This is a genomic window from Reichenbachiella faecimaris, assembly GCF_900176375.1.
Classification (GTDB): Bacteria; Bacteroidota; Bacteroidia; order Cytophagales; family Cyclobacteriaceae; genus Reichenbachiella; species Reichenbachiella faecimaris.
On record NZ_FWYF01000001.1, the window covers coordinates 1619763 to 1645149 of the forward strand.

Annotated in this window: 18 protein-coding genes and 1 pseudogene; 10 read left to right on the forward strand and 9 right to left on the reverse strand. The window is 38.8% G+C overall.

Annotation, left to right across the window (positions count from 1 at the left end; translation table 11 throughout):
• Positions 1-14: 14 nt before the first annotated feature.
• From B9A58_RS06730 to B9A58_RS06755, 6 genes are all read right to left on the reverse strand, one after another.
• A complete protein-coding gene (locus tag B9A58_RS06730) occupies positions 15-1487 on the reverse strand; it encodes a SusD/RagB family nutrient-binding outer membrane lipoprotein (protein WP_084371637.1) in 1473 nt (490 codons plus the stop codon).
• A 20-nt stretch (positions 1488-1507) separates the two neighbouring features.
• The gene (locus tag B9A58_RS06735; protein WP_139793774.1) at positions 1508-4753 is read right to left on the reverse strand and encodes a SusC/RagA family TonB-linked outer membrane protein; all 3246 of its coding nucleotides are present in this window, start codon (positions 4751-4753) and stop codon (positions 1508-1510) included.
• Between the two features lie 263 nt (positions 4754-5016).
• Complete coding sequence (locus B9A58_RS06740; RefSeq protein WP_084371639.1) at positions 5017-5736, reverse strand: RluA family pseudouridine synthase; 720 nt, start codon at positions 5734-5736, stop codon at positions 5017-5019.
• 52 nt (positions 5737-5788) lie between these two features.
• A complete protein-coding gene (locus tag B9A58_RS06745) occupies positions 5789-6826 on the reverse strand; it encodes a sensor histidine kinase (protein WP_084371640.1) in 1038 nt (345 codons plus the stop codon).
• Between the two features lie 12 nt (positions 6827-6838).
• Positions 6839-7522, reverse strand: a complete 684-nt coding sequence (locus B9A58_RS06750; protein ID WP_084371641.1) for a response regulator transcription factor — start codon at positions 7520-7522, stop codon at positions 6839-6841.
• 140 nt (positions 7523-7662) lie between these two features.
• Positions 7663-8598 (reverse strand): aminopeptidase, encoded by a 936-nt coding sequence (locus tag B9A58_RS06755; RefSeq protein WP_176214704.1) that lies wholly within the window; start codon positions 8596-8598, stop codon positions 7663-7665.
• Positions 8599-8907: 309 nt separating this feature from the next.
• On the opposite strand from B9A58_RS06755, the gene recA reads away from it, so the two are divergent.
• The 3 genes from recA to B9A58_RS06770 all read left to right on the forward strand — a co-directional run bounded on the left by recA (position 8908) and on the right by B9A58_RS06770 (position 13033).
• Positions 8908-9936 (forward strand): recombinase RecA, encoded by a 1029-nt coding sequence (recA, locus tag B9A58_RS06760; RefSeq protein WP_084371643.1) that lies wholly within the window; start codon positions 8908-8910, stop codon positions 9934-9936.
• Between the two features lie 156 nt (positions 9937-10092).
• Positions 10093-12711 carry a valine--tRNA ligase gene (locus tag B9A58_RS06765; protein ID WP_084371644.1) on the forward strand — a complete coding sequence of 873 codons (2619 nt, stop codon included), beginning with the start codon at positions 10093-10095 and terminating at the stop codon, positions 12709-12711.
• A gap of 85 nt (positions 12712-12796) precedes the next feature.
• Complete coding sequence (locus tag B9A58_RS06770) at positions 12797-13033, forward strand: hypothetical protein (RefSeq protein ID WP_084371645.1); 237 nt, start codon at positions 12797-12799, stop codon at positions 13031-13033.
• A 2-nt stretch (positions 13034-13035) separates the two neighbouring features.
• Here B9A58_RS06770 and B9A58_RS06775 read toward each other — a convergent pair whose 3' ends face one another.
• The 3 genes from B9A58_RS06775 to porX are packed head-to-tail and all read right to left on the reverse strand — an operon-like array spanning position 13036 to position 16245.
• Positions 13036-14265 carry an alanine dehydrogenase gene (locus tag B9A58_RS06775; RefSeq protein ID WP_245827005.1) on the reverse strand — a complete coding sequence of 410 codons (1230 nt, stop codon included), beginning with the start codon at positions 14263-14265 and terminating at the stop codon, positions 13036-13038.
• Positions 14258-14680, reverse strand: coding sequence for a tRNA (adenosine(37)-N6)-threonylcarbamoyltransferase complex ATPase subunit type 1 TsaE (gene tsaE / locus B9A58_RS06780; RefSeq protein ID WP_176214705.1), 423 nt, complete (start codon positions 14678-14680; stop codon positions 14258-14260). The genes B9A58_RS06775 and tsaE overlap by 8 nt, the downstream gene beginning before the upstream one ends.
• A 5-nt stretch (positions 14681-14685) precedes the next feature.
• Complete coding sequence (gene porX / locus B9A58_RS06785; protein ID WP_084372059.1) at positions 14686-16245, reverse strand: T9SS response regulator signal transducer PorX; 1560 nt, start codon at positions 16243-16245, stop codon at positions 14686-14688.
• 95 nt (positions 16246-16340) lie between these two features.
• On the opposite strand from porX, the gene B9A58_RS06790 reads away from it, so the two are divergent.
• The 7 genes and pseudogenes from B9A58_RS06790 (at position 16341) to B9A58_RS06820 (ending at position 25376) form a co-directional block, all read left to right on the forward strand.
• Positions 16341-17567: an HD domain-containing protein gene (locus B9A58_RS06790; protein ID WP_084371646.1), complete on the forward strand. Its 1227-nt coding sequence runs from the start codon at positions 16341-16343 to the stop codon at positions 17565-17567.
• 288 nt (positions 17568-17855) lie between these two features.
• Positions 17856-18323: pseudogene (fabZ, locus tag B9A58_RS06795) on the forward strand (3-hydroxyacyl-ACP dehydratase FabZ); the annotation flags it as partial.
• Between the two features lie 144 nt (positions 18324-18467).
• Entirely contained in the window at positions 18468-18926 is a 459-nt protein-coding gene (locus B9A58_RS06800) for a hypothetical protein (protein ID WP_139793775.1), read from the forward strand.
• A gap of 114 nt (positions 18927-19040) precedes the next feature.
• Complete coding sequence (locus B9A58_RS06805) at positions 19041-19994, forward strand: aldo/keto reductase (protein ID WP_084371649.1); 954 nt, start codon at positions 19041-19043, stop codon at positions 19992-19994.
• A gap of 125 nt (positions 19995-20119) precedes the next feature.
• Positions 20120-21241, forward strand: coding sequence for a glycoside hydrolase family 18 protein (locus tag B9A58_RS06810; protein WP_221407823.1), 1122 nt, complete (start codon positions 20120-20122; stop codon positions 21239-21241).
• 133 nt (positions 21242-21374) lie between these two features.
• On the forward strand, positions 21375-22187 hold the full coding sequence (locus B9A58_RS06815; protein ID WP_084371650.1) for a hypothetical protein: 813 nt from the start codon (positions 21375-21377) through the stop codon (positions 22185-22187).
• Between the two features lie 102 nt (positions 22188-22289).
• Positions 22290-25376, forward strand: a complete 3087-nt coding sequence (locus B9A58_RS06820; protein ID WP_084371652.1) for an ATP-binding cassette domain-containing protein — start codon at positions 22290-22292, stop codon at positions 25374-25376.
• Positions 25377-25387 lie beyond the last annotated feature (11 nt).

A 25387-nucleotide genomic window follows, 5' to 3' on the forward strand; every position in this document is an offset into this window, starting at 1 on the left:
TCATGTCTCTTTTATTAATTATCCCAAAATAATTTATCAGTTAACTTTCTCTGCGATGGAGCATTTGATGAGTTGAAACTCAACTCTTCAGCAGGGTATAACCATGCTGCTGGGTGTGCTCCTGCAGCTAAAACTGATAAAGGAGGGGTCTGCATGATTCCTTGAGTAAACAATCTGCTAGCAGGTCTGTCCATTCTTCTCATCACACTCCAACCTTCATCTTCTTGCGTCCCATTCATTGAAATCCAAGCCTGAATGGCTATAATGTCTAACCTCTCATCCAAATCTGCAGCAGAAGCATAATCTACCTCAGTATTAATGTAAGTTGTTGCATCTCCAGCACCAAGCGCATCAAAATTCAACTGAATTCCAGTAGCCAACGCCGTAGCGGCATCATCAGCCGTGTTATATCTCGCATCAGCTTCAGCACGTAAGAACCAAACTTCCCAAGGGCTCATGAAAATGGTAGAAACAGCTGGCCCATTGGCGTAAGCTGAAGAACCACTATAATCAGAAGCTGCGGCAGTAAATGGTACATCTCGATCTACACATCCTTGACAAATAGCTCTAATATTTCCGATTTCAGGTCCAGAAGTTGCTGGCGCATATAATAATGCCAATCGAGGATCATTCATAGACTCCAACACATCAGTAGTGGCACTACTTGGGAAATAAAAATCACCAACTCCACTCATCTGAGTAGCATACATTGGGTTTTCATTACCCGTAATACCAGGCCATGCCAATTCAGCTAAGTCTCCATCCTCTAGAAATGTTCCAGTAGCAATCAAGTCTACAATTTCAGTACCCTTAGGGTCAACCTCAGAAGTTCTCATCAATATTCTCAACTTTAATGAGTTTGCAAACTTTCTCCATTGACCCAAGTCTCCTGCAAAAATTAAATCATCAGCTCCAATATCACCATCTTGACCTATCAGAACCGCATCATCAAAATCATCCAATGCAGCATCCAATGAAATAATTAAGCCCTCATAGATAGTAGCCGCATCATCAAATTCAGGGTTTGTGATAGAACCATCCGCAATTTCACCGTTAAGTGCTTGTGAATATGGAACGTCTCCAAAATGATCAACTAATGCCTGAAATCCGTAGGCCATAAGTATTTTAGACACTCCACGGTAAGCAGCACTCTCGCTATTACTTAAATACTTCAAATCAGCCAATGCATTGGTATACATTCTTCTCCAAACACCGTTAAAGTCATCTGGTTCAGATACGTATCTTTCATTGTTTCCAATAGATACTCCTATACCCCAGGTATAGTACTGTGCCCATAAAAATGAAGGCGTTTCATTAAGATCTACATCTTGAATGATTGCTAAATAACCCTGAGCACTAGTCAATACCTCAGAATCATTCGCTGCTATTACATCATCCTTATCCAATGTCAAATCAGTAAGGCTCTCCTCACAAGACATTAAAAGAACTAATGAAAAAGCAAATATCGTTTTAAATATATGTTTCATAATTTTTTTCCTTTATCCAATTAAAAAGTAAGAGACATTCTAACACCCATGCTTCTTGCTGTTGGTGTTTGAGAAGTTTCAATGCCTTGAGCATTACTAGTACCAGCACCTGGCCCATTAATCTCAGGATCAGAAAATGTATTTTCATCTGGCAACCACATCTTCAAGTTTTTACCAAATACAGCAATTCTCACTGATCTAAATGGAGTTTTTCCAATCAAACTTTTTGGTAAATCGTAGCTCAAGCCAACTTCACGAAGTTTCAAATAACTCGCATCTATCAAATAAGTCGAGCTTGCCGGATCGTAAGCTGTGTATAAATTCTGCTCAGTAATTTCGATATTGTTTGCAGTATAAGTACCCAATCCATTGCCATCTACATCTGTATTTTCAATTACCGAATTAGGGTAAACAAATGCCTCTCTTCCAAACACAGAAGTATGAACAGATGTTCCATTAAACTCTGTATAGAATTTAGTGTAAGAGTTAAACACACCACCTTGCTTCATATCAAACAGGATGTTAAATCCGATACCTTTGAATTTGGCATTAGCACCAAAGCTCATTAAATAATCTGGTTGATAATTACCTAGGTAAGACTCACCGTCAGTATAAAGAGGGTATCCAGTGTTTGGATCTACAACTACTTGACCTGCATCATTAGTTAATGGTTCTTGTGCTTTGAAGGTACCGTATGGCAAACCTTCTTTCGCTACAACAGTAATACCATTATTTGAGCCAAAATTTAACTCATCAATGCCATCTGCTACTTTTACTACTTCGTTTACATTTTTAGCGTATGTACCAAATAATTCAAGATCCAAACCATTGACTAAACCATGAATTGGTTTCAAAGTCAAAGAAAGTTCATGACCTTTATTTGTCATTTCCCCAACGTTCAAATACGTTGTTTGATATCCCGAAGATCTAGGCAGTGTAACTTGCACAATTTGATCTGCGTGGTTAGAATGATAGTAAGTATATTCTAGGTTTACTCTATCATCAAAGAAGCCTACGTCAGCTCCCACTTCATAAGTCGTAGTTTTTTCAGGAGTCAAAGTTGGACTACCAATTTGGTTTCCGACACTAGATGCCGCTTGAGCACCTATCGGGAATTGAACTGGGTTACTTCCGCCGAATACGCCTGGGTTGCCATTAAATGATGAGTTCAATACATAAGCTGGAGCATCCTTACCAGTAGTACCTATACTACCACGAATTTTCAAGAAATTAAGCACGTTGCTGTTAATATCCAATAAATCGGTTATGACAGCCGAAGCACCTACGGCTTGATAGAAGAATGAATTATTTTCCTCTGGCAATGTAGAAGACCAGTCATTTCTAGCAGAGTACTCTAAGAATACTGCATCTCTAAATCCTAATCTAACGTTACCCAATACACCAACCAATCTCTTGCTATATCTATTTAATCTAGCTTGAGGTGTCAATGTACTATTTCCAAGGTTATAAAGACCTTCTACAAGAAGACCACCCTGAGTTTCATTCTCAGCAAATTCGTACTCTTGTTGGAAAAAATTATAACCAGCAGAAACATCAACTCTAAGCTCTTCTGTAAGTGCTTTAGTATAATTAGTCATTAAAGAAATATCAGTGTTTTTACTTTGTTTATGATAATAACCATAACGGCCAGTAGAAACATGCTTACTGGTTCTAGTACTGATATCCAAATTATTTCCAAAAACTAGCTGAGTTGCTGGAGTAAATTTTGGAGTCCAAGACTGAAATTCTGTACTTACTACGTTTACACCAAATCTACCAACAATATCCAATCCTTCCATCACATTGTAAGTAAGAGACAGGTTACCCAATACGTTGTTGATTTTTCCATCATTACCATACTCATTCAAAATATAATATGGGTTAACTGAAGAGTACGAACCCCAATAACCATCAATTCCGTGATAAGGATTATTATAATCTCTTAATTCATTAAATGGAATATTCGTTGGTGATTGAAGTACCATTGCCCAAGCATTGTTACCTTCAAATGCTCTTGCACCCTCTTGAGCAGTATTCAATCTCACGTCTCCATACGACACTTTAAACGTAGATGATAGTCTATCAGAAAGTTTTGCAGTAGCATTTACTGTTAAAGTATTTCTTTTATATCCTGTATTATCTAAAATACCATCTTGATCTACATTAGAATAAGAGGCATAATAAGAAAATCCTTCTTTTGCGCCAGATATAGAAATATCATTCGAAAAAGTTTGTCCTACATTAAAGAAATTTTCTAACTGATCTGGAACGGCGCTATATGGTCTTGACAACCATTCTAACTGACCATCACCATCGACGTCAATTGGACTGGTCCAAGGTCTCACCACACCGTCAAATGCAGGACCCCAAGCCCAGTTTTCACCAGTATCAAAGCTTTCATTATCATAACCTTGACCATGTGTATTTTGTCTTTCAGTAATAATATAAGCCCTCTCTTGAGAGTATGAAGAATTGAAACTTACTTGTAAGTTTTTACTTGATCCTTTTTTGGTCGTAATCAAAATTACTCCAGAAGTACCACGCGATCCATAAAGTGATGTTGCAGAAGGTCCTTTTAGTATGGTTAAAGACTCAATGTCAGCAGGGTTAAGGTCATTGAATCTGTTACCATAATCAGCATACCCACTTGATCCTCTACTTGCATCTGTTACGTTGTCACCACCAGTTGAAGAAGAGTTGTCAATGGCTACACCATCGATCACGATCAAAGCATTGTTATTTCCTGTCAATGATCCTTCACCTCTTAGTACAATTCTTGTAGAAGCCCCAACAGAACCAGAACCAGTACTCAACCTTACACCAGCTGCTTTACCTCTTAAAGCTTCGAGTGCATTCTTGTTTGGAGAAGACAATAGCTCATCTCCACCTACAGATTGGTTGGCATACACAACTTCTCGTGCATTTCTATCAATACCCAAGGCTGTTACTACAACTTCAGTCAGTTGTTGAGCATCTGGATCCATGGCAAGATCGATTACGCTTCTTGAGCCTATCTCAATCTCCTGCGTGGCCAATCCAACGAAAGAATATACTAATATTCCTCCATCACCTGGTACGGATAATTTGTAATTACCATCTAAATCTGTGGTAGTACCTGTAGTTGTGCCTTTTAACACAACTGTCACTCCTGGAAGGGTAGAGTTATCCTCAGAGGATGTTACCTTACCAGAAACCGTCCTGTCCTGTGCGGAAGCCTGTGCTATCAAGCCCGACACGAACAAGAAAATCAGTAATAGTTTTCTCATAATAAAATATGGTTTAGTTAAAAATAAAATAAAAAATCTTCCAGCATAAACTGCCAAAAGTTGGTTTAATTCTTTATTTCAAAAAAAATAAATCACCAGCGTTAGAATTGCTACTATCCTAAAATAGGTGATCATAGTAATCGCAATATTACCAATTTGGCAACATTTATGAAATAATATTGAGAATATTTAAAGTGATCTATCAATTGACGACAATTTACACCCCCTATTATTTAGCATAAAATTTTACTTTTAGCAAATTACTAGTTGAACTTATTAAGTTTTTCAATAATTACCTTCATATCCTTTGGATAATTGCATGAATGCGAAATAATATTTTTATTAACGTTTGTTAGTTTAATGCTGTGAGCATGCAGTCCAACACGACTAAATAAAGGTCTCTCCTCATGTTCGCGTTTAGATTTAAACCCTTTTTTAATTGATGAAAGAAATATTGGTTCTCCACCATACAAGTCATCACCACAAATTGGAAAATTTAGATAAGCCAAATGCACTCTGATTTGATGAGTTCTCCCCGTAACTGGCTTCGCTTCAACAAGGGTATAATCTTTGAAAAACTGTTTAGGTCGCAAAAGTGTTACTGCTTCCTTACCAGATCTTTTGTCACAGATCACTCGCCCAGAGCCTGAGGTTCTTAAGGGTACATCTACTTGTATGACCTCATTCATGAATCGACCTTTAACAAGGGCATGGTAAACCTTCTCAACTTCACGTTCCTGGAATTGTAATGCGGCTACCTTATATGCCTGATCATTTTTTGCTAAAAGCAGGGCTCCACTAGTCTCTTTATCTAACCTATGGCAAACTTGGTAATTATTGTCCAATGCTCTAAATAAACTCAAGACGTTAGCACTATCGTTCCTATCTTCAAGTGTGGACAGATGTGGTGGCTTATTTATTATGGTGTAGTCGTCGTCGTCATAAACGACCATGTCCTCCGCCTTCCATACATTCTTTTTCATGAAGGCAATGTACAGATCAATTCATAATAATTTAGAAAAGAAACTTCGAAATCTATTCTGCTTGATAAAGTTCTAGTTCAAAGCTAAATGATGAGCCTTCTCCCACATTGCTTACCACCTTAATTTCACTCAAATGGGCTTCTACGATATGTTTGACTATTGATAGTCCCAAACCAGTACCTCCCTGTGCTTTGGATCTGCTTTTATCAACTCTATAAAATCTCTCAAACACTCTATTCAAGTGTTCTGGAGGTATGCCTATGCCATTGTCCTTTACTGTAATATCAAGTTTGTCCTTTTTCTGAATCAAAGTAACGATAACGTCTCCATTTTCATCCGAATACTTAATAGCGTTTGATATGAGATTTATAAATACTTGATGTATTCTTTGATTGTCAGCCAATACCAAAATCTTATCCTTATCACTTACTAATTTTAACCCAATTCCCTTTTTGGCTGCGCGTTCTTCCAGTTGATCAAAAATCTCGTCCACCACTTCACAAATGTTCGTTGGTTCGAATTGCATGGTAATATCACCTGCTTCCATATGAGAAACGGTAAGCAAGTCCTGCACTAGGGCGTCCAGCCCATCAAGGTTTTTAGCCGCTTTTTTCAGAAACTTCATTCTGATAGACTTATCGTCTATTGCGCCATCTAGCAGGGTATGAACAAAGCCCTGAGCAGCAAAAATTGGTGTTTTGAGCTCATGAGAGACATCAGCCAAAAACTGGCGCCTAAATTTTGCCATTTGCTTCAACTCTTCAATCTCAGACTGTTTTACGTGGGCGTAGGAGTATATTTCTTGCTGAATCTGATTAAGTGAACTATGCCCATAGGTTCTCTTAGGCTTTAGCGTGGCTAAATCATTGTTTCGGATTCTTTCGAACATTTCATAGATGTTCCTTAACTCTTTAAAAAACAAAAATTCGAGTACCACATTGATAAGTATATATCCAGTACCAAAACAAATAATCGGAATCAACCAAAAAACATAGGCAGGAAGATCTGGGATCAGTAATAGACTAGCTCCTATAATGATTGCAACACTTGCTGCCAATACCAGAGCCAGACCCTTAGAATTCAATAACATTCAGTAAAAGAATTAGTCCAGCTCAAATTTATACCCTACTCCTTTAATAGTAGATATATACCCATCACCTATTTTTTCACGGACTTTTCTGATGTGGACATCAACTGTTCTGGCGAGAACAAATACATCCGTTCCCCAAATGTTTATCAATAAATCATCTCGACTGAAAACTTTTCCTGGATGCTGTGCCAAAAAAAACAACAACTCAAATTCCTTTTTAGGTAGTGTAAAATCTCTATCCTTTTGTGTCACTACATAACTTTGTCTGTCAATAACTAAATCGCCAGCTGTAATTTTCTCATCTACATCCACTTCTTTTTTGGAACGCCTGAAAATGGCACTGATTCTACTCATCAAAGCACGGGGCTTTATGGGTTTGGTCAAATAGTCATCTGCACCACTATCAAAGGCTGCTATTTCTGAGTACTCTTCAACTCTAGCTGTCAAGAATAATATAAATGTATTAGAAAGCACTTTAGCTTCTCGGAGTTGTCGGCACGTTTCAACACCGTCTTGCCCAGGCATCATTATATCCAACAGGATTAAATCTGGAACGAATGTTTGCGCAATCTCCACTCCTTTTATCCCATTGTCTGCCACCTGCACTTGATACCCTTCCTTTTCCAGGTTATATTTCAATAGATCAAGAATATCTACTTCATCATCAACTACTAGGATTTTTTTATTCCCTGACATATTAGCATGTGATTATCTTATAAATGTGAAATTTAGATTAATAATTTCTTCGTGCAAATTCTCAAATATTAATTACTTAACCTGTCAATCTAGAAAGACATAACAATTATTTAATACAACGGAAATATAATCAATACCCCTCAATTTTGCTTTTTGTAAAAACTAATAAAGGCCTTCAAATCGTTCTGAAATTCATTTTTTAGCTGTTGAGAGAAAGCTTCCTTTTTAGAATCGTATCGATCAAAGGCCATAAAAAACGCATTATTCGGCAATTTTTCTTCAAACCTTCCATGATAAGCAAGCTCATCATGAAAAGGAATTGAATCCAATCTATCCACCCAATTGGCCATGTATAAATTCTTAAGACTATCCTTTTTTGCTATCGACATTTCCTTTGGGAAGGTCTTATACAAAGAATCCAGTTCAGAAACTCCTTTCAAACAATGATCAATGAATGTTTTGGAATCATTTTCTGACTGAGCATACTTTTTCACTTCTTTGCTTCCAATGCCAAACCTTGTCTCTAAAAACATCATAGCACCATGTTCACCAACAAAGGATGCCAAATTTTCATTGAAGATTAAAGAATCTTTAAGAAAGACATTTGCATGGGTTATTTCATGTATGAATAACTCTGCAATGTCGCCTTCACTACGGCTCAAATTTTTGGACAGAATTGGATCCGAAAACCAACCCAAAGTTGACCAGGCATTGACTGGTCTTATCCGCGTATCAAATCCACTTTCTTTTAATTCTTGCTCCTCTCTCTTGGCCCTATCAATATCAAAAAATCCTTTGTACGAGACGCTTCCTACAATTGGAAATGTCCATTCTACAGACGTTAAAGCATAAGGTTCGCAAGCGGTAAGGTTCCATAAAATATCCTCCCCATTCTGCTCATATATTGTTTCATAAAGCCCCTCGGATTCCAACCCCAACTTCGTTTTCGCAAATGATTTTATTTCTTCCACCAAAAGGATTTTTAGTTTGAGTTCTTCATTGCCTGACTCATTATTTAACAAGTCCTCAATAGACTTTGCGTTCCACAGTACCTCGAACTGCCCTTGACCCTGCATAAACAAATAACTTATGAAATCGCGCTTTGCTATTAAAACAAGAATTAAACAGGCTGTAAAAAGATGCGTCAAACTTTTCTTCATTGATTATAACTATCCAACTCAAAACTAATCATCACCTATTGATATGTTCCATTGCCAGAAGCAAATATTAAATTACTAATTTTTTTAGTATTTATTTCCTATTGTCAATATTATCACTATATATTTGCTAATATTTTTATTATTAATGAAGTGTGCAAATAAACGAATACTCACAAAATTCAAATAACTTGCACACGAATTGTAGAACCTGAAAACCATCTCATAATGAGTGAAAATAGCGAGAAATTAAAAGCACTTCAGCTGACCATAGATAAACTCGAAAAATCTTATGGAAAGGGAGCCGTAATGAAATTATCAGACGAAAGTGTAATAGATATTCCATCTATTCCTACAGGCTCTGTGAGTTTAGATATTGCACTTGGAATTGGTGGCTTACCCAGAGGAAGAGTAGTAGAAATCTACGGGCCAGAGTCTTCAGGCAAAACAACCTTAACGCTACACTGTATAGCAGAGGCACAGAAACAAGGCGGAATGGCTGCCTTTATAGATGCTGAACATGCCTTTGACAAGGCGTATGCCGAAAAATTAGGGATCGACACTGAAAACTTACTCATTTCGCAACCAGATAATGGAGAACAAGCCCTTGAAATTGCCGAACATTTGATTCGTTCAGGTGCAATTGACATTATTGTCATTGATTCTGTGGCTGCACTTGTGCCAAAAGCAGAACTCGAAGGTGAAATGGGAGATAGCAAAATGGGACTTCAGGCTCGATTGATGAGTCAAGCACTGAGAAAACTGACTGGGGCTATCAATAAAACAGGGTGTACCTGTATTTTCATCAACCAGCTTCGCGAAAAAATTGGAGTGATGTTCGGAAACCCGGAAACAACTACTGGTGGTAACGCCTTAAAATTTTACTCCTCTGTTCGACTGGACATCCGGAGAATTGGTCAAATCAAAGAAAGTGCAGATAACGTGCTAGGAAATAGAACTAGGGTCAAAGTGGTAAAGAATAAAGTCGCTCCTCCATTCAAAGTAGTTGAGTTCGACATCATGTATGGCGAAGGCATTTCTAAGGTGGGTGAAATAATAGACTTGGGCGTAGAACTAGGAATTATCAACAAAGCCGGCTCTTGGTTTTCCTACAAAGGAAACAAGCTAGGCCAAGGACGCGATTCAGTAAAAACCCTACTGCTAGACAACCCAGAACTCATGGAAGAAATGGAGATGGGTGTTCGCAACAAAATCAATGGAGTAGAAGAAGAAGCACCTGTTGTGAAAGAATCTTAAACTGAAGATTCTCAAGAACTCAAAAAAAGGAACACCAAATGGTGTTCCTTTTTTATTTGCAGTCGATTCTAATTCACAGCCACATTACCGCATAAAAAAAGTGGCTATGCGCTTAATTTTTATAATTTTGCCGTTCAATTTTTTTAATGACGAGCAATGTCCATTTCTACGAAATACAATCCAGCAGAAGTTGAAGGAAAAATCTACCAAGAATGGCTAGATAAAGGTTTTTTCCATTCAGAACCAAACCCTGATAAAGAGCCTTATACAATCCTCATTCCTCCTCCAAATGTGACAGGACTTCTTCACATGGGTCATATGCTCAACAATACTATCCAAGATGTGTTGATTAGAAAAGCACGGATGGAAGGAAAAGAAGCTTGCTGGATACCAGGTACAGACCATGCTTCTATAGCCACAGAAGCAAAAGTGGTAGGCATGCTCAGGGAACAAGGCATCAAAAAATCAGACCTGACAAGAGAAGAATTCTTATCTCACGCTTGGGAATGGAAGGAAAAATATGGGGGGATTATTCTCAATCAATTACAAAGACTAGGTGCTTCGTGTGATTGGGACAGAACCTTCTTCACTATGGACAAGAAAAACTCAGACGCAGTAGAGGAAGTATTTATTAGCTACTTCAAAAAAGGACTGGTTTACAGAGATTACAAAATGGTAAACTGGGACCCTACAGCCCAAACGACCATATCAAATGAAGAAGTTATCTATCGAGATGTAGATGCGGCATTGTATCATGTGAAATACGCGATCGAAGGCTCTGATGAATTCGTAACCATTGCCACCACCAGACCTGAAACCATTCTCGGAGACACTGCCATCTGTATCAATCCTGATGATGAAAGATATACTCATTTGCAAGGCAAAAAAGCTATCGTTCCCTTAGTGAACAGAGTAATTCCTATAATTGAAGATGATTACGTTGATATCGAATTCGGAACGGGGTGTCTGAAAGTAACCCCTGCACATGATACCAATGACTACGACTTAGGTCAAAAACACAATCTGGAAACCATTGACATTTTAAATGATGATGGTACATTGAATGAAAACGCGCAGTTCTATATTGGAGAAACTCGTGAAAGTGCGAGAAAACTCATTTCAAAAGAATTAAAAAGTTTAGGTCATCTGGTAAAGACAGAAAACCTCAGACACAAAGTCGGATTCTCAGAAAGAAATCCAGATACAGCCATTGAACCAAAACTTTCTCTTCAGTGGTTTGTGGACATGCAAAAACTAGTGACACCAGCACTAGAAAATGTCATGAATGACCATATTGAGTTTTTCCCTGAAAAATTCAAAAACACCTATAGGCATTGGTTAGAAAACATTAAGGATTGGCCTATTTCACGACAGCTCTGGTGGGGACAGCAAATACCCGCCTACTACTATGGTGAAAATGGGGTGGCCGTAGGCAAAACACCTGAAGAAGCCCTGCAGATGGCTCAAAAGGATTCTGGAAACCCAGCCTTGACAATAAATGATTTGAAGCGTGATGAAGACGTGGTAGACACTTGGTTTAGCTCGGCATTGCTTCCCATTTCTGTGTTTGACGGCTTTAAAAATCCAGACAACGCAGAATACAAATACTACTACCCCACTCAAGTTTTAGTGACGGGCTGGGATATTATATTTTTCTGGGTGGCTCGAATGATTATTTCTGGATATGAATTTGGTAAAGACAAACCCTTTGAGAAAGTCTATTTTACTGGCATGGTGCGTGATTTGCAACGTAGAAAAATGTCTAAATCACTTGGCAACTCACCAGATGCGCTAGGACTTTTAGACCAATATGGTGCAGATGGCGTGAGAGTAGGCATGCTCTTGAGTTCCGCGGCTGGCAATGATTTATTGTTTGATGAAAAGCTTTGTGAGCAGGGTCGTAATTTCTCAAATAAAATATGGAATGCTTTCAGGCTAATTCAATCTTGGGAAGTCAAAGATATCCCTCAAGATCCTGCAGCTGCTGTTGCGGCTGCTTGGTTCGAAAATCGATTCAATGAAGCACTAGAGGAGATCAATGACCTATTCACCAAATTCCGCTTATCAGAAGCTCTTATGGCCACCTACAAACTCGTATGGGATGATTTCTGTTCGTGGTATTTGGAAATGATTAAGCCTGCATATCAGCAACCCACAGATCAAAAAACAATCGACCAGGCCATTGGATTTATTGAACAATTGATGCGGGTGCTTCATCCATTTATGCCATTTATCTCTGAAGAGATTTGGAAGAATGTTAAAGAGAGAACTGAAAATGATTACCTCATTGTTGCCGAATGGCCAACGATTGCTCCATTCAAAAAAGAAGAATTGCAACTTACATCTGAGGTATTTGAAATTATTTCAAATATTAGAAATGTAAGAAATAGTTCAGGAATATCTCCAAAAACTACATTGCAACTTAGTGTAAAAACTGACAATTCGAGTAGATACAAGGCATTTGAGGTGGTTATCAAGAAATTGGCAAACGTGGATTCAATCGAATACGCAAACCATAAAGTAGAGAATGCCTCAAGCTTTATTATTAACAGAAATGAATTCTTTGTTCCACTTGGTGATCATGCTGATGCCGAAGATCAAAAAGAAGACGCTATTAAAGAAATCGGAAGGCTCAAAGGGTTTATTGTAGGTATAGACAAGAAGTTGAGTAACGAAAAGTTCGTAAATAACGCGCCAGAACAAGTCATTGCAATGGAACGAAAGAAAAAGGCAGATGCCGAGGCAAAAATTGCAATATTAGAAGCTCAACTATAATGCAACTCCAAAAAAGCATGCTTTCATTGGAAGTATTCCAATTTATAACTACTTTGAAGAAATATATAAATCAATCCTTTATAGAATGAATCTTAAACTCACCACCCTGGCATGTACGTTTGCAGTTGCCTTTGCTATCTCATCTTGCTCAGGCGAGTTAGAAGCTGAAAATGCACAACTGAAAAATGAACTGGAGGCAACCAAACTTCAACTCAAAGAACAAACCAAACTTTCTGACTTTTCAAAAGAACAGGCTACAACTGCCAAACGCAGAGCTGACGAAGCAGAAAAAGCTTTGGCTGAATGCAACGGAGAAAAATAATACTAAAACCTAGCGGCCATTAGCAAGTTAAGATCTTTGAATCTTAACTTGAATTTTTCAGATAAGTGATAATTGGTCATATAGCCTTTGTAGGTATAAACTCCTTTCATGAACCACTTATTCTCGAAGATCATTTGATCCACCCCACCACTATTTGCAATATTGTTTAGAATTGGTGTGAAAATGTTGCTTAGAACTTTCGTTGAAGTACGTGGTACTTTAGAGGCAATATTGGGCACGCAATAGTGCTTCACGCCAAACTTCTCAAAGACGGGATTCTTTAGATTGGTAGGCCTGGAAGTTTCAAAACACCCGCCCTCATCAATACTCACATCCACCACCACTGCGCTGCTTTTCATGGCCTTCACCATATCCTCGCTCACAATCTTTTTAAGTACACCCTTATCTGCACGAACTGCACCAATAACAACATCAGCTTCCATCAAGGCCTTTTTCAAAGCCACCTGATCTATAGTGGAAGTAAAAACTGGAGAGGAAAGAATATGCTTAAGGCGATGTAGCTTGTATAGATGACGGTCAAATACTTTCACAGATGCCCCCAGTCCTAAAGACGTCCTGGCTGCATATTCTGCCACTGTGCCGGCACCCAATATGACTACATTAGTTGGTGGAACACCCGTAATACCGCCAAGAATAATTCCAATACCCCCTTGATTGGTGGTGAGATATTCAGCTGCAGTAGGAATGACTACTGCCCCCACGATTTCGCTCATCGCCCGCACGATAGGCAAACCGCCAATCTGATCTTCAATAAATTCGTAACCAATGGACGTGGCTTTCTTCTGATTCAACAATGAGAGCCTTTGACCCAAATCTTTATCAGCATGTATAGTAGAGATGATGGTCTTGCCCATGCTCATCATTTCTATTTCCTTCTTTGTAGGAAACTCAACTTTAATAATGATGTCAGATTTAAAAATTTCGCTCGTGCTGTTTGTAATATTGGCTCCAGCCTCAGTGTATTCTTTGTCAAAAAAATTGGCCGCATTCCCAGTACCTGATTCTATGAGTACTTTGTGCCCTTGATTAGTCAATGCACCGACCGCCTTTGGAGTCAGAGGCACTCTGTTTTCATAGGTAGAGTTTTCTTTTGGGATGCCAATGTTCAGTGATTGATTGGCGGTTCGTTTGGCTGCCAATTTCTCCTGAGGATACAGTTTAGACTCTTCTACCAGCGCTGAGACGCTGCTTCCCATCAATTGCTTATTCATGCTTACTTAGACTGACTATTCGATTCCTTTCCGTATCTAAGTTAATACTAATTTTTAGGTTTTTCGATGGGATGAGTGAGGGTATCTTTTCTGACCATTCAATAAAGCATGGACGCCCAGAATAGAAATACTCATCTGCACCAATATCAATGGCTTCTACCTCATTATTTATTCGATAAAAATCGAAATGGTAAAACTCCTCTCCTTTTTCATTTTCATACACATTGACCAAGGCAAAGGTGGGAGAACTCGTCTCATCCACAATTCCCAGTTGCTTGCAAATGGCTTTAATCAAGGTCGTCTTACCTGCTCCCATATCTCCATCAAATAGCCAAATGGATTCATTACCTGCATATTTGATGATTTCATGAGCGACATTGTCAATTTCTCTCAATTCAGATAGTTTCAGCTGCACTGTTATTAACTCTTAGGTGTTAGATGAATCAAGGGTACGATCATTTCTTCCATGGAAATGCCTCCATGCTGAAAAGTGTCCTTGTAGTAATTTACGAAGTGATTATAGTTATTTGGATACACAAAAAAATCATCTTTCATTCCAAAAATATATGAGCTGGAAACGTTTTCTTTAGGTAGGTGAAGCTCTTCTGGATTTCTACAGATAAATACACCTTCCGTATTATCCACATTCAGGTTTTTGCCCACTTTATAACGGAGGTTGGTATTGGTTTTTTTGTCACCAACAATCTTATATGGTCTCTTCACACGAATCGTCCCGTGATCAGTAGTTATAATCACTTTCACATCCTTCTGAGACAGAATCTGAAGTAATTCCAAAAGTGTGGAATGCTTGAACCAGGACAAGGTCAGGGATCTATAAGCTGGCTCATCTGGAGCCAACTCCCTAATCATTTTCATATCAGTTCTCGCATGAGATAACACATCAATGAAATTATATACAACTGCATTCAAGTCATTGTTAAGCAAGTTGTTGATGTTCGTGACGAGCTGACGACCTTGCTGCTTTTGTAGGATTTTGTGATAGGAAAAGCTGATATCATGATTATTCCTCTTCAGGTTTCTTCTTAGGAATTCTTCCTCCTGCATATTCTTGCCCTCTTCTCCATCCTCAGATATCCAAATGTCGCTATGCTTCTTGGCCATTTCATCTGGGAGCATCCCGCTAAAAATTGAATTTCTCGAATAGGCGGTAGTTGTGGGCAAGGTGGCATAGAATGGCACTTCCTTTTCTACATTGTAATACTCCGAAATGATAGGCTCTAATATCTCCCACTGGTCGTACCTGAGATTGTCAATCAGAAAGAAAAAAACAGGCTTCTTTTCTTCTAGCAATGGAAAAACCTGTTCACGCATGATTCTGTGCGATAGCAGGGGCTTCTCTCCATTCGGGTCATTCAGCCAACTGGCATAATTGGCAGTAATAAAATCACAAAACTCAGAGTTGGCTTCATCCTTTTGCATGTTGAGTACTTCAGCCATGGCACGCTCTTCAGTGTCATCTATTTCCAACTCCCAATAGACCATCTTTTTATACACGTCTATCCATTCCTGAAAATCAAGATTTTCATTCACAGCAGAGCTAATATTCCTAAAATCCTGCTGATAACTCATATTAGTTTTTTCAGTCACCAAGCGCTTATTATCAAGTATTTTTTTAACTGAAAGTAAAATCTGATTGGGGTTCAAAGGCTTTATCAGGTAATCGGCAATTTTGGCTCCTATGGCTTCTTCCATGATGTGCTCCTCCTCACTTTTGGTGATCATTACCACTGGCACGTTGGGATGATGCGTTTTGATTTCTGCAAGTGTCTCCAATCCTGTAAGTCCAGGCATGTTTTCGTCAAGAAAGACTACATCAAATACACTTTTTTTCATTTCATCCAATGCATCTGAACCACTATTCACCCCAGTTACGTTGTAGCCTTTGTTATTCAAAAAAAGTATATGAGGCTTTAAAAGATCAATCTCATCATCAGCCCATAATATTTCATAATTTCGCATATTGTATATTTCTTTGAATAATTCGAACAACTTATTAGCACGAAGGTTCAAAATAAGGGAAACCCGACACAACTACCTACTAATCGTATCTCAATTTGACGACTAACAAAAACAAAATCATCAATGATCCGGTCTATGGCTTTATCACCATTCCGAATGACCTGATATTTGAAATTATTGAGCACCCCTTCTTTCAGCGCTTGCGTCAGATCAAACAACTCGGACTCACCAGTTTGATTTACCCTGGTGCTTTGCACACGCGCTTCCATCATGCTATAGGTTCAATGTATTTGATGCAGCAAGCGTTGTACAGCTTGCGCTCAAAAAAAATAGAAATTTCAGAAGATGAATTTGAAGCCTGTCTGATTGCTATTTTGCTTCATGATATTGGGCATGGCCCCTTCTCACATACATTGGAATTCAACCTGCTCAATAACGTCACGCATGAGAAAATATCCGTGCTTTTCTTCGAAAGACTCAATCAAGAATTCAATGGTGCACTGACCACTGCATTGCAAATTTTCACCAACCAATATCCTAGAAAGTTTTTCTATCAATTGGTGTCAAGTCAGCTAGATATAGACCGACTCGATTACCTCAAACGCGACAGCTATTTCACGGGAGTATCTGAGGGGCATATTGGTTCAGAACGGATCATCAATATGCTCCATGTGAAGGATGATGAGATTGTGGTAGAAGAAAAAGGGATCTACAGCATAGAAAATTTCCTCAGTGCCAGACGCTTGATGTACTGGCAGGTTTATCTTCATAAAACTGCTGTAAGTGGAGAGGAAATGCTGATCAAGTTGATTAAAAGAGCCAAGTACCTTACTCAAAACGGTGTGAAAGTAGAAGCCACACCTGCCCTGAAAATCTTACTGGAAAGAAATATTGAACTCAAGCATTTCAATGAAGATCCTGAGATTCTCGATCTCTTTGCCTTGCTCGATGATAGCGATATTTGGGGATCTATGAAGTTTTGGAGAGAGCATGAAGACACTGTATTAGCTGGACTAAGTACCAAACTATTAGAAAGGAAAATTTTCAAAATCATACTGGCCAGTGAAAAACCACTAAAGGAGTGGGTAGAGACACTTAAAAACAGCGTTCAAAGCAAATATCAACTCACCTCAGAAGAACTGGAATTCTATACTGGGTCCGGGCAAATCAGTAATTCGGCATACATATCCAGTGGTCAGAAAATCAAAATACTTACCAAAAAGGGACTGACGCTGGACATAGTAAAAGCCACAGACCTACCTAATATCAAAGCCATGAGCAAGATTGTGACCAAGCACTTTTTTTGTTGGCCAGAAGTGTGATAAACTTATGTCTTTCCCACAAGTAACACCCTTCACCTGAAAATGATTATAACATAATCATCTATCCTAAGAAGAAGATTTCTCCATTCCGCTAAAGCTTCATTACGAAATGACCAGAAAAATTAAGATTCGATAGTCATTCCGTAGCGCAGTGGAGGAATCTTCCTGTTTTCAAGCCATATCAAATTTAAAAGAGCACCTACCCCATCTTCTAGAATTTTCACTAAATTGCCACCTTCAAATCAAACAATTGTTAATAATAATAGAATGGAAAAAACCGAATCAGTAGTTCCGGCATATGATCCTACAATGCCTGCGGCTTTTGACATCAATCAAATCACGAAAATCTTACCCCATCGCTATCCATTTCTTTTGATCGACAAAATCTTCTATAAGGATGAGACGACGGTAGCTGGCATTAAAAATGTGACTTTCAATGAGCCTTTTTTTCAAGGCCATTTTCCTGACAATCCAGTTATGCCAGGCGTACTGCAGATAGAAGCCATGGCACAGATAGGTGGTATTTTGGTACTGACCTCTGTTCCCGATCCTGAGAACTATTGGGCCTATTTTATGGGGGTTGAGAAGTTTAAATTCCGAAAAATGGTGTTGCCTGGTGATACACTCGAAATCAAGTGCGAGCTTCTGGCTCCTATCAGAAGAGGAATCGCCAAAATGAAGGGCACAGCCACGGTAGGTGGCAAATTGGTCTGCGAAGGAGAAATGACCGCAACCATTGTGAAGAAAGATTCCTAATATAATCTGAAACTGGAGCTGCATATTATCAAATAATTATCGCTATTTTTTGATCGAAATGTAGAAGTGTTATTAGGTATAATATCTAAAAAGATATATTTTTGATGGATTAGGATTTTATTAATTTTAAAACACACAACAACAATGAAACATTTTTTAAACTTTTTTAAGTACTCCCTGTTCCTATCACTCGTAGTAGCAATGGTGAGTTGTGGAGGTGACGATGATGGTGATGAAGAAGACACCACCCTCGCCGATCAAGCTGAATTACTCGTTCAAGGTACTGCCACCGTGAGCAGTGCCAAATTGGACGGAAATGATGGAGACATCGATTGGGCTGGATTCACTATAACTTTTTCTGGAAACCAAGATGGCGGATCTTATACCACAAATGCCACTGGTAATCAATTGCTAGTATGGCCTGCATCAGGCACTTGGGCTTTTGGTAATGACACTGGCACAGTTGTAACTAGAGATAATGATACTGACATGGCGTTTAGCGTTGGTGCTACTTCTTTGGAATTGACATTTGATGTTGATACAAGCGGCTCAGGAAGAGTGCTTGTGGTAGACGGTACTTGGGTATTCAAATTTGATTTCTAAAAAGAATAATAAAACATAATTAAAAACCTCTTGGGCTTACTCAAGAGGTTTTTTTGTGTCTATCCTTTTTTACTCTGATCAAAAAACATGTACATTTAGATAAAACACACAGTCATGAAAACATATTCATTGAACAACGGAGATCAAATGCCAGCACTTGGATTAGGCACCTGGAAATCCGAACCTGGAGAAGTCTATAAAGTCATTCGCACGGCCATATCTGTAGGGTATAGACACTTCGACTGTGCATATATCTACCAAAACGAAGTAGAAATAGGTGCTGCTTTGAATGATGCCATCATGACTGGTGAAGTCAATCGTGAAGAACTTTGGATCACTTCCAAACTATGGAACACTCACCATAAACAAGATGAGGTCAATGAATGCCTGAAAATTACACTCAAATCCTTGCAGCTCGATTATCTAGACCTCTATCTTGTACATTGGCCAGTGGCACACCATAAAGATGTCATCTTCCCTCAGGATGGATCTGGACTTGTAAGCTTGTCTGAAATTTCTTTGGAGGAGACATGGAGAGGAATGGAAAAAGTAAAGGCTGCTGGGCTAGCCAAGCACATTGGAGTATCCAATTTCAGTGCTAAAAAAATTAAACAAATCAATGATTCAGCCACACATAAAATAGAAGTCAATCAAGTGGAATTGCATCCCCTGCTTCAACAAAAGGATTTATTAGCGTTTTGCAAAGAAGAAAACATCATCGTGACGGCCTATTCTCCTCTTGGCTCAAGAGACCGTGCCGTTCAAATGAAGGCTGAAAACGAACCAGATTTATTCGAAATTCCTACCATTCAAAAGATAGCTGAGAACCATGATTGTTCGCCTGCTCAGGTGCTCATCGCGTGGGCAGTGAATAGAGAGACGGCAGTAATCCCAAAATCAACCCACGAGGCAAGACTGAAGCAAAATCTGGAAGCGGCTAATCTCTCCCTATCCAAAGACGAAATGAATGAAATCAGTGTATTGGATAAACATTTCAGATATGTAACTGGTGGCTTCTTTGCCCTTCCAGGTTCTGATTATACCCTAGCCAATCTTTGGGATGAATAAAATCTAAAGTCCATTCAGATACCCAAGGTTACGGTTTAGCGAAAACCTTTTTCTGATCTACCTGTATGGTTTACCTTCCTAATCGAAGGCATGATGAATTCATTTTTCATCTTTAAACATCATATATGATTATTAGAAATTATTTATCAATTATAGGCTTCGCCCTCGTCTGGATTGCCTGCAGCACGCAAGAGACACCAAAGGATGCAACCCTTGAATCAGATGAATCATCTCTTGATATTATTGCTTATTACAGTGGTAGTGGATCTAATATCACAGATTATCCAATAGATAAGTTGAATCAAATTATTTATAGTTTTATGCATCTGAAGGGCAATCAGTTAGCGATTGATAACGCAGAGGATAGCATTTCTCTCCTACAGATCACAGCACTCAAAAAGCAATATCCAGATTTAAAAGTGCTGGTATCTCTTGGTGGATGGGGTGGTTGTGAGACCTGCTCTTCTGTTTTCTCAAAGGATGAAAACAGAAAGGCCTTTGCGACTTCAGTGGTGAAAGTTCTCAAGAACTACCATGCAGATGGTATTGACTTAGACTGGGAATATCCTGCGATTGAAGGATTTCCTGGTCATGAATTCAAACCTGAAGACAAACAGAATTTCACGGCTCTGGTCAAAGCGTTGCGCATGGCCATGGGAGATGAATATGAACTTAGTTTTGCAGCTGGAGGCTTTGACAAATTTCTAATAGAATCTGTAGAATGGGATCAAGTGATGCCATTGTTCAACCGAGTAAATCTGATGTCATACGACTTAATCAATGGTTTTAGCACGGAGACAGGACATCACACAGCTTTGTACTCGAATGCATCTCAAAAAGTATCAACAGATTACGCGATCCAATTTCTGGATTCTATAGGGGTGCCCCTGCACAAAATTATTATTGGTGCTGCCTTCTATGCGCGAGTATGGGAAAACGTATCAGCTGAGAACAATGGCCTATACCAGTCCGGTAAATTCTTGAAAGGCATCAGCTATCCAAATCTTGACAGTATGCTATCAGCTGAAAACAGCTTCAAGACCTACTGGGATAGTACGACCATGGCACCTTATGCCTACAATCAGCGTCTTGGTCAGTTTGCTACTTACGATAGCCCTAAATCTCTGGCAGCCAAGGTACAATATGCAAAAGACAAAAAGCTAGGCGGAATTATGTTTTGGGAACTTAGAAATGACAAGAGGCAAAATGGTTTATTGGACGCCATTTACAGCGCGGTATATGAATAAACCCGAGCGCTATAATTAGACATTACCTATCATAGGTATTAAAGCCAGATCAAATTATTGATTTGGCTTTACTTTTCTAATCCAATCTTTTAAATTGCCTCCATTCTTAAGAGACGATCATTAAATCAATACCATGAAGAATATTCTAAACATCCTATGTATTGCCTGGCTTGCAACTACTATAGTTGCCTGCAATTCAGGTAAAAAGTCTGAAGAAGCTGATAAAGCAACTTTGGAAAATGTAAAAGAAAAAGTAGAGAAAGAGTTTGAATACCCTATTCCCACTTCTTTTGAAGTGACCGAATTGCTACAGGATGCTGGGGCAGCTTTCGTTTGGAACATTACCAATCCAAGTGAAAACGTAGACAAATACGAAACGCAAAGAGACAAGGCACTGAACTTGGGTATTTATGGCGCAGACTTGAGCTATGCTTGTACGTACAATAGCCAAGAAGAAACCATGCAAATGTTGAAGGCTTCAAAAGTGCTAATAGATGGTTTGGAAATCCCTGGAATATTTGATGACGAGATGGTAGCTAGAGTGGAAAAAAACCTTGACAACAAGGATTCTTTAATTCTAATTGTAACCAAATCATTCTATAATACTTACACAGAACTTAACAAGGCTGGGCAAGACAAAATGTCTTTCTTAGTGGTGGCAGGCAGCTGGATTGAAGGCCTGTATATAACTTGTCAATTGGCTATTTCTAGCGACTACGACCCAAGGATGCTCAATATTGTAGCTGAACAAAAAAAATCCGCTATCAAATTGGCTGAATTTGCCTCTCAATATGCAGACGATGCAGATATCGAATCAGTAAGACCACTATTGGAATTTATGAAAATTATCTATGAGGGTATTGACCCAGCTACTGGAATTACTAAGGGCCAGTTGGACGATATCTCTAGCAATGTAGAGAGCACAAGAGACGATATCATTGGCTAAGCTTAATTAGCCAAAAATCAATTAATTGAAAGGCATCCCATACATTGGGATGCCTTTTTTTCTATATTTAATTTCTAAACCCTTAACAAAGAACTTTACTACATGAGTGAATCGATTATCAACGCCTTGATGCGCTTGTTTGCCATTATTGAAAGTGTCAAAGATGAAGTTGTTGATTCGGGTCATATCATTGTACAGCCCTACTTACAAGCTCAGCTCAATCACGAACTCGCTGAGCAATACCTGAATTTATACCAAGATTACGTTGAGTTTTATCGTCGCGAAGCCTCCTCCTCAGAAGAAGAATTGGAGAATGAAACCAAGAATATTATTCAGGTCACGAAAATTTGCCAACAGCTCAACAAAGAGCTTCTTCAGCATGAGCGGGTTATCGTATTTATTCAGCTCGTAGAGCTGATAAATACAGATAATAAAGTCTCTGAAAAAGAGAATGACTTTATGCAACTGGTGGCGCTCAATTTCAACCTGCCCAAGCAGGAAATTGGTGACATTACCTCTTTCATCCTGGATCCTCAAATAAAGGAACTGTCCAAACCCAATGGCATGATTATCGACAATAAGGTGACCGAATGGCCAGAGGAAATTGCTTGGATGATGAAGAAAAAGAAGGAACCTGGCATCACTGAATTCAGGCATATTCATGTCGAAAACTTATTTGGGCAAATCAAAGTACTCTTTATTCAGAGCATAGGCACATTTGTCGTGCAGTATGATGGGCCGCTCAATTTGTATTTGGAAGGAAACAAAATATCCAAAAACAAAACTTATATTCTAAAATCAGGCTCAATTATTAAGGGCAGTACCATAGAACCCATATACGAATCTGAGATTAGTAAAAGATTCTTGCTCGACCTCAAAAAGGTAAACCTGGTATTGCACGGAGACGAAATGCAATTCCGATTCAAAAACAGCACAAACGGCATCCAGCCGTTCAGTTTTTATGAGGAATCTGGTCAACTCATTGGCATTATGGGTGGAAGTGGCACGGGCAAATCCACCTTAATCAATCTACTGAATGGTAAACTAGAACCATCAGATGGAAAAATAAAAATCAATGGACATAGTATACCCAGATGTGTACAGTCTGGAGTTATTGGCTATGTGCCTCAGGATGACCTTTTGTTTGAAGAGCTGACCGTTTATCAAAACTTGTATTTCAACGCCAGATTGTCTTTCAGCGATTTCTCTAAAAAGAGATTGGATCAAGCCATCAATAAAGTGCTCGAAGATCTGGATATAGACGAAATCAGAGATTTAGAAGTAGGCAGCCCACTCAACAAATTCATCAGTGGTGGACAAAGAAAAAGACTCAATATTGCTCTAGAATTGCTTAGAGAGCCCTCCGTCTTGTTTGTAGATGAGCCTACTTCAGGCCTGTCTTCAATGGATTCTGAGGTGGTGATGAATCTATTGAAAGAGCAGAGCAGAAAAGGCAAACTCGTCATTGCGATCATTCACCAGCCCTCATCTGACATTTACAAATTGTTTGATAAGCTCTGGCTTTTGGATAAAGGTGGTTACCCCATTTATAATGGCAACCCAGTAGACGCTGTGGTGTATTTCAAAACTATGAATACACAAGTGAATGCTGCTGAAAGCGAATGCCGCGTTTGCGGAAACGTTATACCAGAGCAAATTCTTCACATCATTGAATCAAAAGAGATCAATGAAAGTGGTGAAGCCACCAAAAGGCGGAAAATTGCTCCAGCAGAATGGTACGATAAATACAAGGAGAACATTGCTCCAAAAATCAAGAAAATCAAGTTTCAAACGGCTTTGCCTCCTTCCAACTTCCTGATCCCTAACCTTGCACAGCAGTCCAATATCTTCTTCCAAAGGATTCTGCTCTCAAAAAAAACCAATCTTCAGTACATCCTACTGAATCTATTCGAACCTCCCCTTTTAGCACTGATCCTTGGGATACTTTCTAAGTATTCTGAAGCATCTCAATATATTTTCAGTGAAAACAAAAACATTCCAGTTTACCTTTTCATGACTGTAGTGGTATCCCTTTTCCTCGGATTATCAGTAAGTGCTGAAGAAATTTTTAAGGACAAAAAAGTACTAGAGAGAGAATCATTTTTGAACCTCAGCAGATTCAGCTATATCAATTCAAAAATCATCTACCTCTTTGGCCTCTCTGCACTACAGATGTTCATTTTTGTTTGGTTTGGCAACTATCTTTTAGAAATAAAGAGTCTCAGCTTAAGTTTTTGGCTGGTTTTGTTCTCAACTGCCTGTTTTGCCAATATGGTAGGACTGAATATTTCCTCTGGACTGAATTCAATTGTGACCATTTACATTTTGATTCCTCTGATACTGGTTCCACAACTGCTATTAGGTGGTGCCATGATCAAATTTGACGAACTGCATTACAAAATTGGAGACAAAAAACACGTACCTCTTGTAGGAGATGCTATGGTTTCACGATGGGCTTACGAAGCTTTGGCTGTTGAACTTTTCAGAAACAACGACTATGAAAAGCACTTTTTTGGTTACGACAAAAGAATGAGTGACGCCAGTTTTAATTTTGCCTACCTCATCCCCAAAATACAAACCAAGCTGAAGTTGGTTTATCAAAATATAGAAGCTGGAAATCAGTCCTCTGCCCTTCAGCATGAAATAGATCTCTGTCGAAAGGAGTTAGAAAAATTGCAGGTCAAGGACGGCAATACGCAATTCTATCGTTTGCGTTTTCTTACGATGAATAAGTATGATTCCACATCACACCATCAGATTTTAGCACAGTTAAACTTGCTCAGGAAAAAGTACAAAAATCTAAAAGATGAAGCTGTAAAAGAACGAGAAGCACATTATTATGAATTGGTAGAGTCCATTGGCAAAGATGGATTGCTCGATCTTAAAAACAACAGTCATAACAAGACACTTGAAAATCTGGTCACAAATCGAGACGAAATAGAGAAAATTTACGAAGCAGAAGATGAGCTGATTCAGAAAAAAGACCCAATTTTCAAAACACCTGATTCAAACATAGGAAATGCGCATTTTTATGCGCCAGTCAAGGTTTTTGGGAATGTCCAAATCAGCACCTTTTACTGCAATATCATCATTATCTGGTTGATGACGGCATTTTTCTATATAACCTTATACTATGATACACTCAGGAAATGCCTGTCCTTTATTACCAACAAATTCACGAAATACTAGTCAAGACCCAA

Excerpts from the sequence above, each read along its gene's own strand:
- B9A58_RS06730 (WP_084371637.1), bottom strand. The coding sequence starts at position 1,487 with ATGAAACATATATTTAAAACGATATTTGCTTTTTCATTAGTTCTTTTA.
- B9A58_RS06735 (WP_139793774.1), bottom strand. The coding sequence starts at position 4,753 with ATGAGAAAACTATTACTGATTTTCTTGTTCGTGTCGGGCTTGATAGCA.
- B9A58_RS06740 (WP_084371639.1), bottom strand. The coding sequence starts at position 5,736 with ATGAAAAAGAATGTATGGAAGGCGGAGGACATGGTCGTTTATGACGAC.
- B9A58_RS06745 (WP_084371640.1), bottom strand. The coding sequence starts at position 6,826 with ATGTTATTGAATTCTAAGGGTCTGGCTCTGGTATTGGCAGCAAGTGTT.
- B9A58_RS06750 (WP_084371641.1), bottom strand. The coding sequence starts at position 7,522 with ATGTCAGGGAATAAAAAAATCCTAGTAGTTGATGATGAAGTAGATATT.
- B9A58_RS06755 (WP_176214704.1), bottom strand. The coding sequence starts at position 8,598 with ATGCAGGGTCAAGGGCAGTTCGAGGTACTGTGGAACGCAAAGTCTATT.
- recA (WP_084371643.1), top strand. The coding sequence starts at position 8,908 with ATGAGTGAAAATAGCGAGAAATTAAAAGCACTTCAGCTGACCATAGAT.
- B9A58_RS06765 (WP_084371644.1), top strand. The coding sequence starts at position 10,093 with ATGTCCATTTCTACGAAATACAATCCAGCAGAAGTTGAAGGAAAAATC.
- B9A58_RS06770 (WP_084371645.1), top strand. The coding sequence starts at position 12,797 with ATGAATCTTAAACTCACCACCCTGGCATGTACGTTTGCAGTTGCCTTT.
- B9A58_RS06775 (WP_245827005.1), bottom strand. The coding sequence starts at position 14,265 with ATGAATAAGCAATTGATGGGAAGCAGCGTCTCAGCGCTGGTAGAAGAG.
- porX (WP_084372059.1), bottom strand. The coding sequence starts at position 16,245 with ATGCGAAATTATGAAATATTATGGGCTGATGATGAGATTGATCTTTTA.
- B9A58_RS06800 (WP_139793775.1), top strand. The coding sequence starts at position 18,468 with ATGAAACATTTTTTAAACTTTTTTAAGTACTCCCTGTTCCTATCACTC.
- B9A58_RS06805 (WP_084371649.1), top strand. The coding sequence starts at position 19,041 with ATGAAAACATATTCATTGAACAACGGAGATCAAATGCCAGCACTTGGA.
- B9A58_RS06810 (WP_221407823.1), top strand. The coding sequence starts at position 20,120 with ATGATTATTAGAAATTATTTATCAATTATAGGCTTCGCCCTCGTCTGG.
- B9A58_RS06815 (WP_084371650.1), top strand. The coding sequence starts at position 21,375 with ATGAAGAATATTCTAAACATCCTATGTATTGCCTGGCTTGCAACTACT.
- B9A58_RS06820 (WP_084371652.1), top strand. The coding sequence starts at position 22,290 with ATGAGTGAATCGATTATCAACGCCTTGATGCGCTTGTTTGCCATTATT.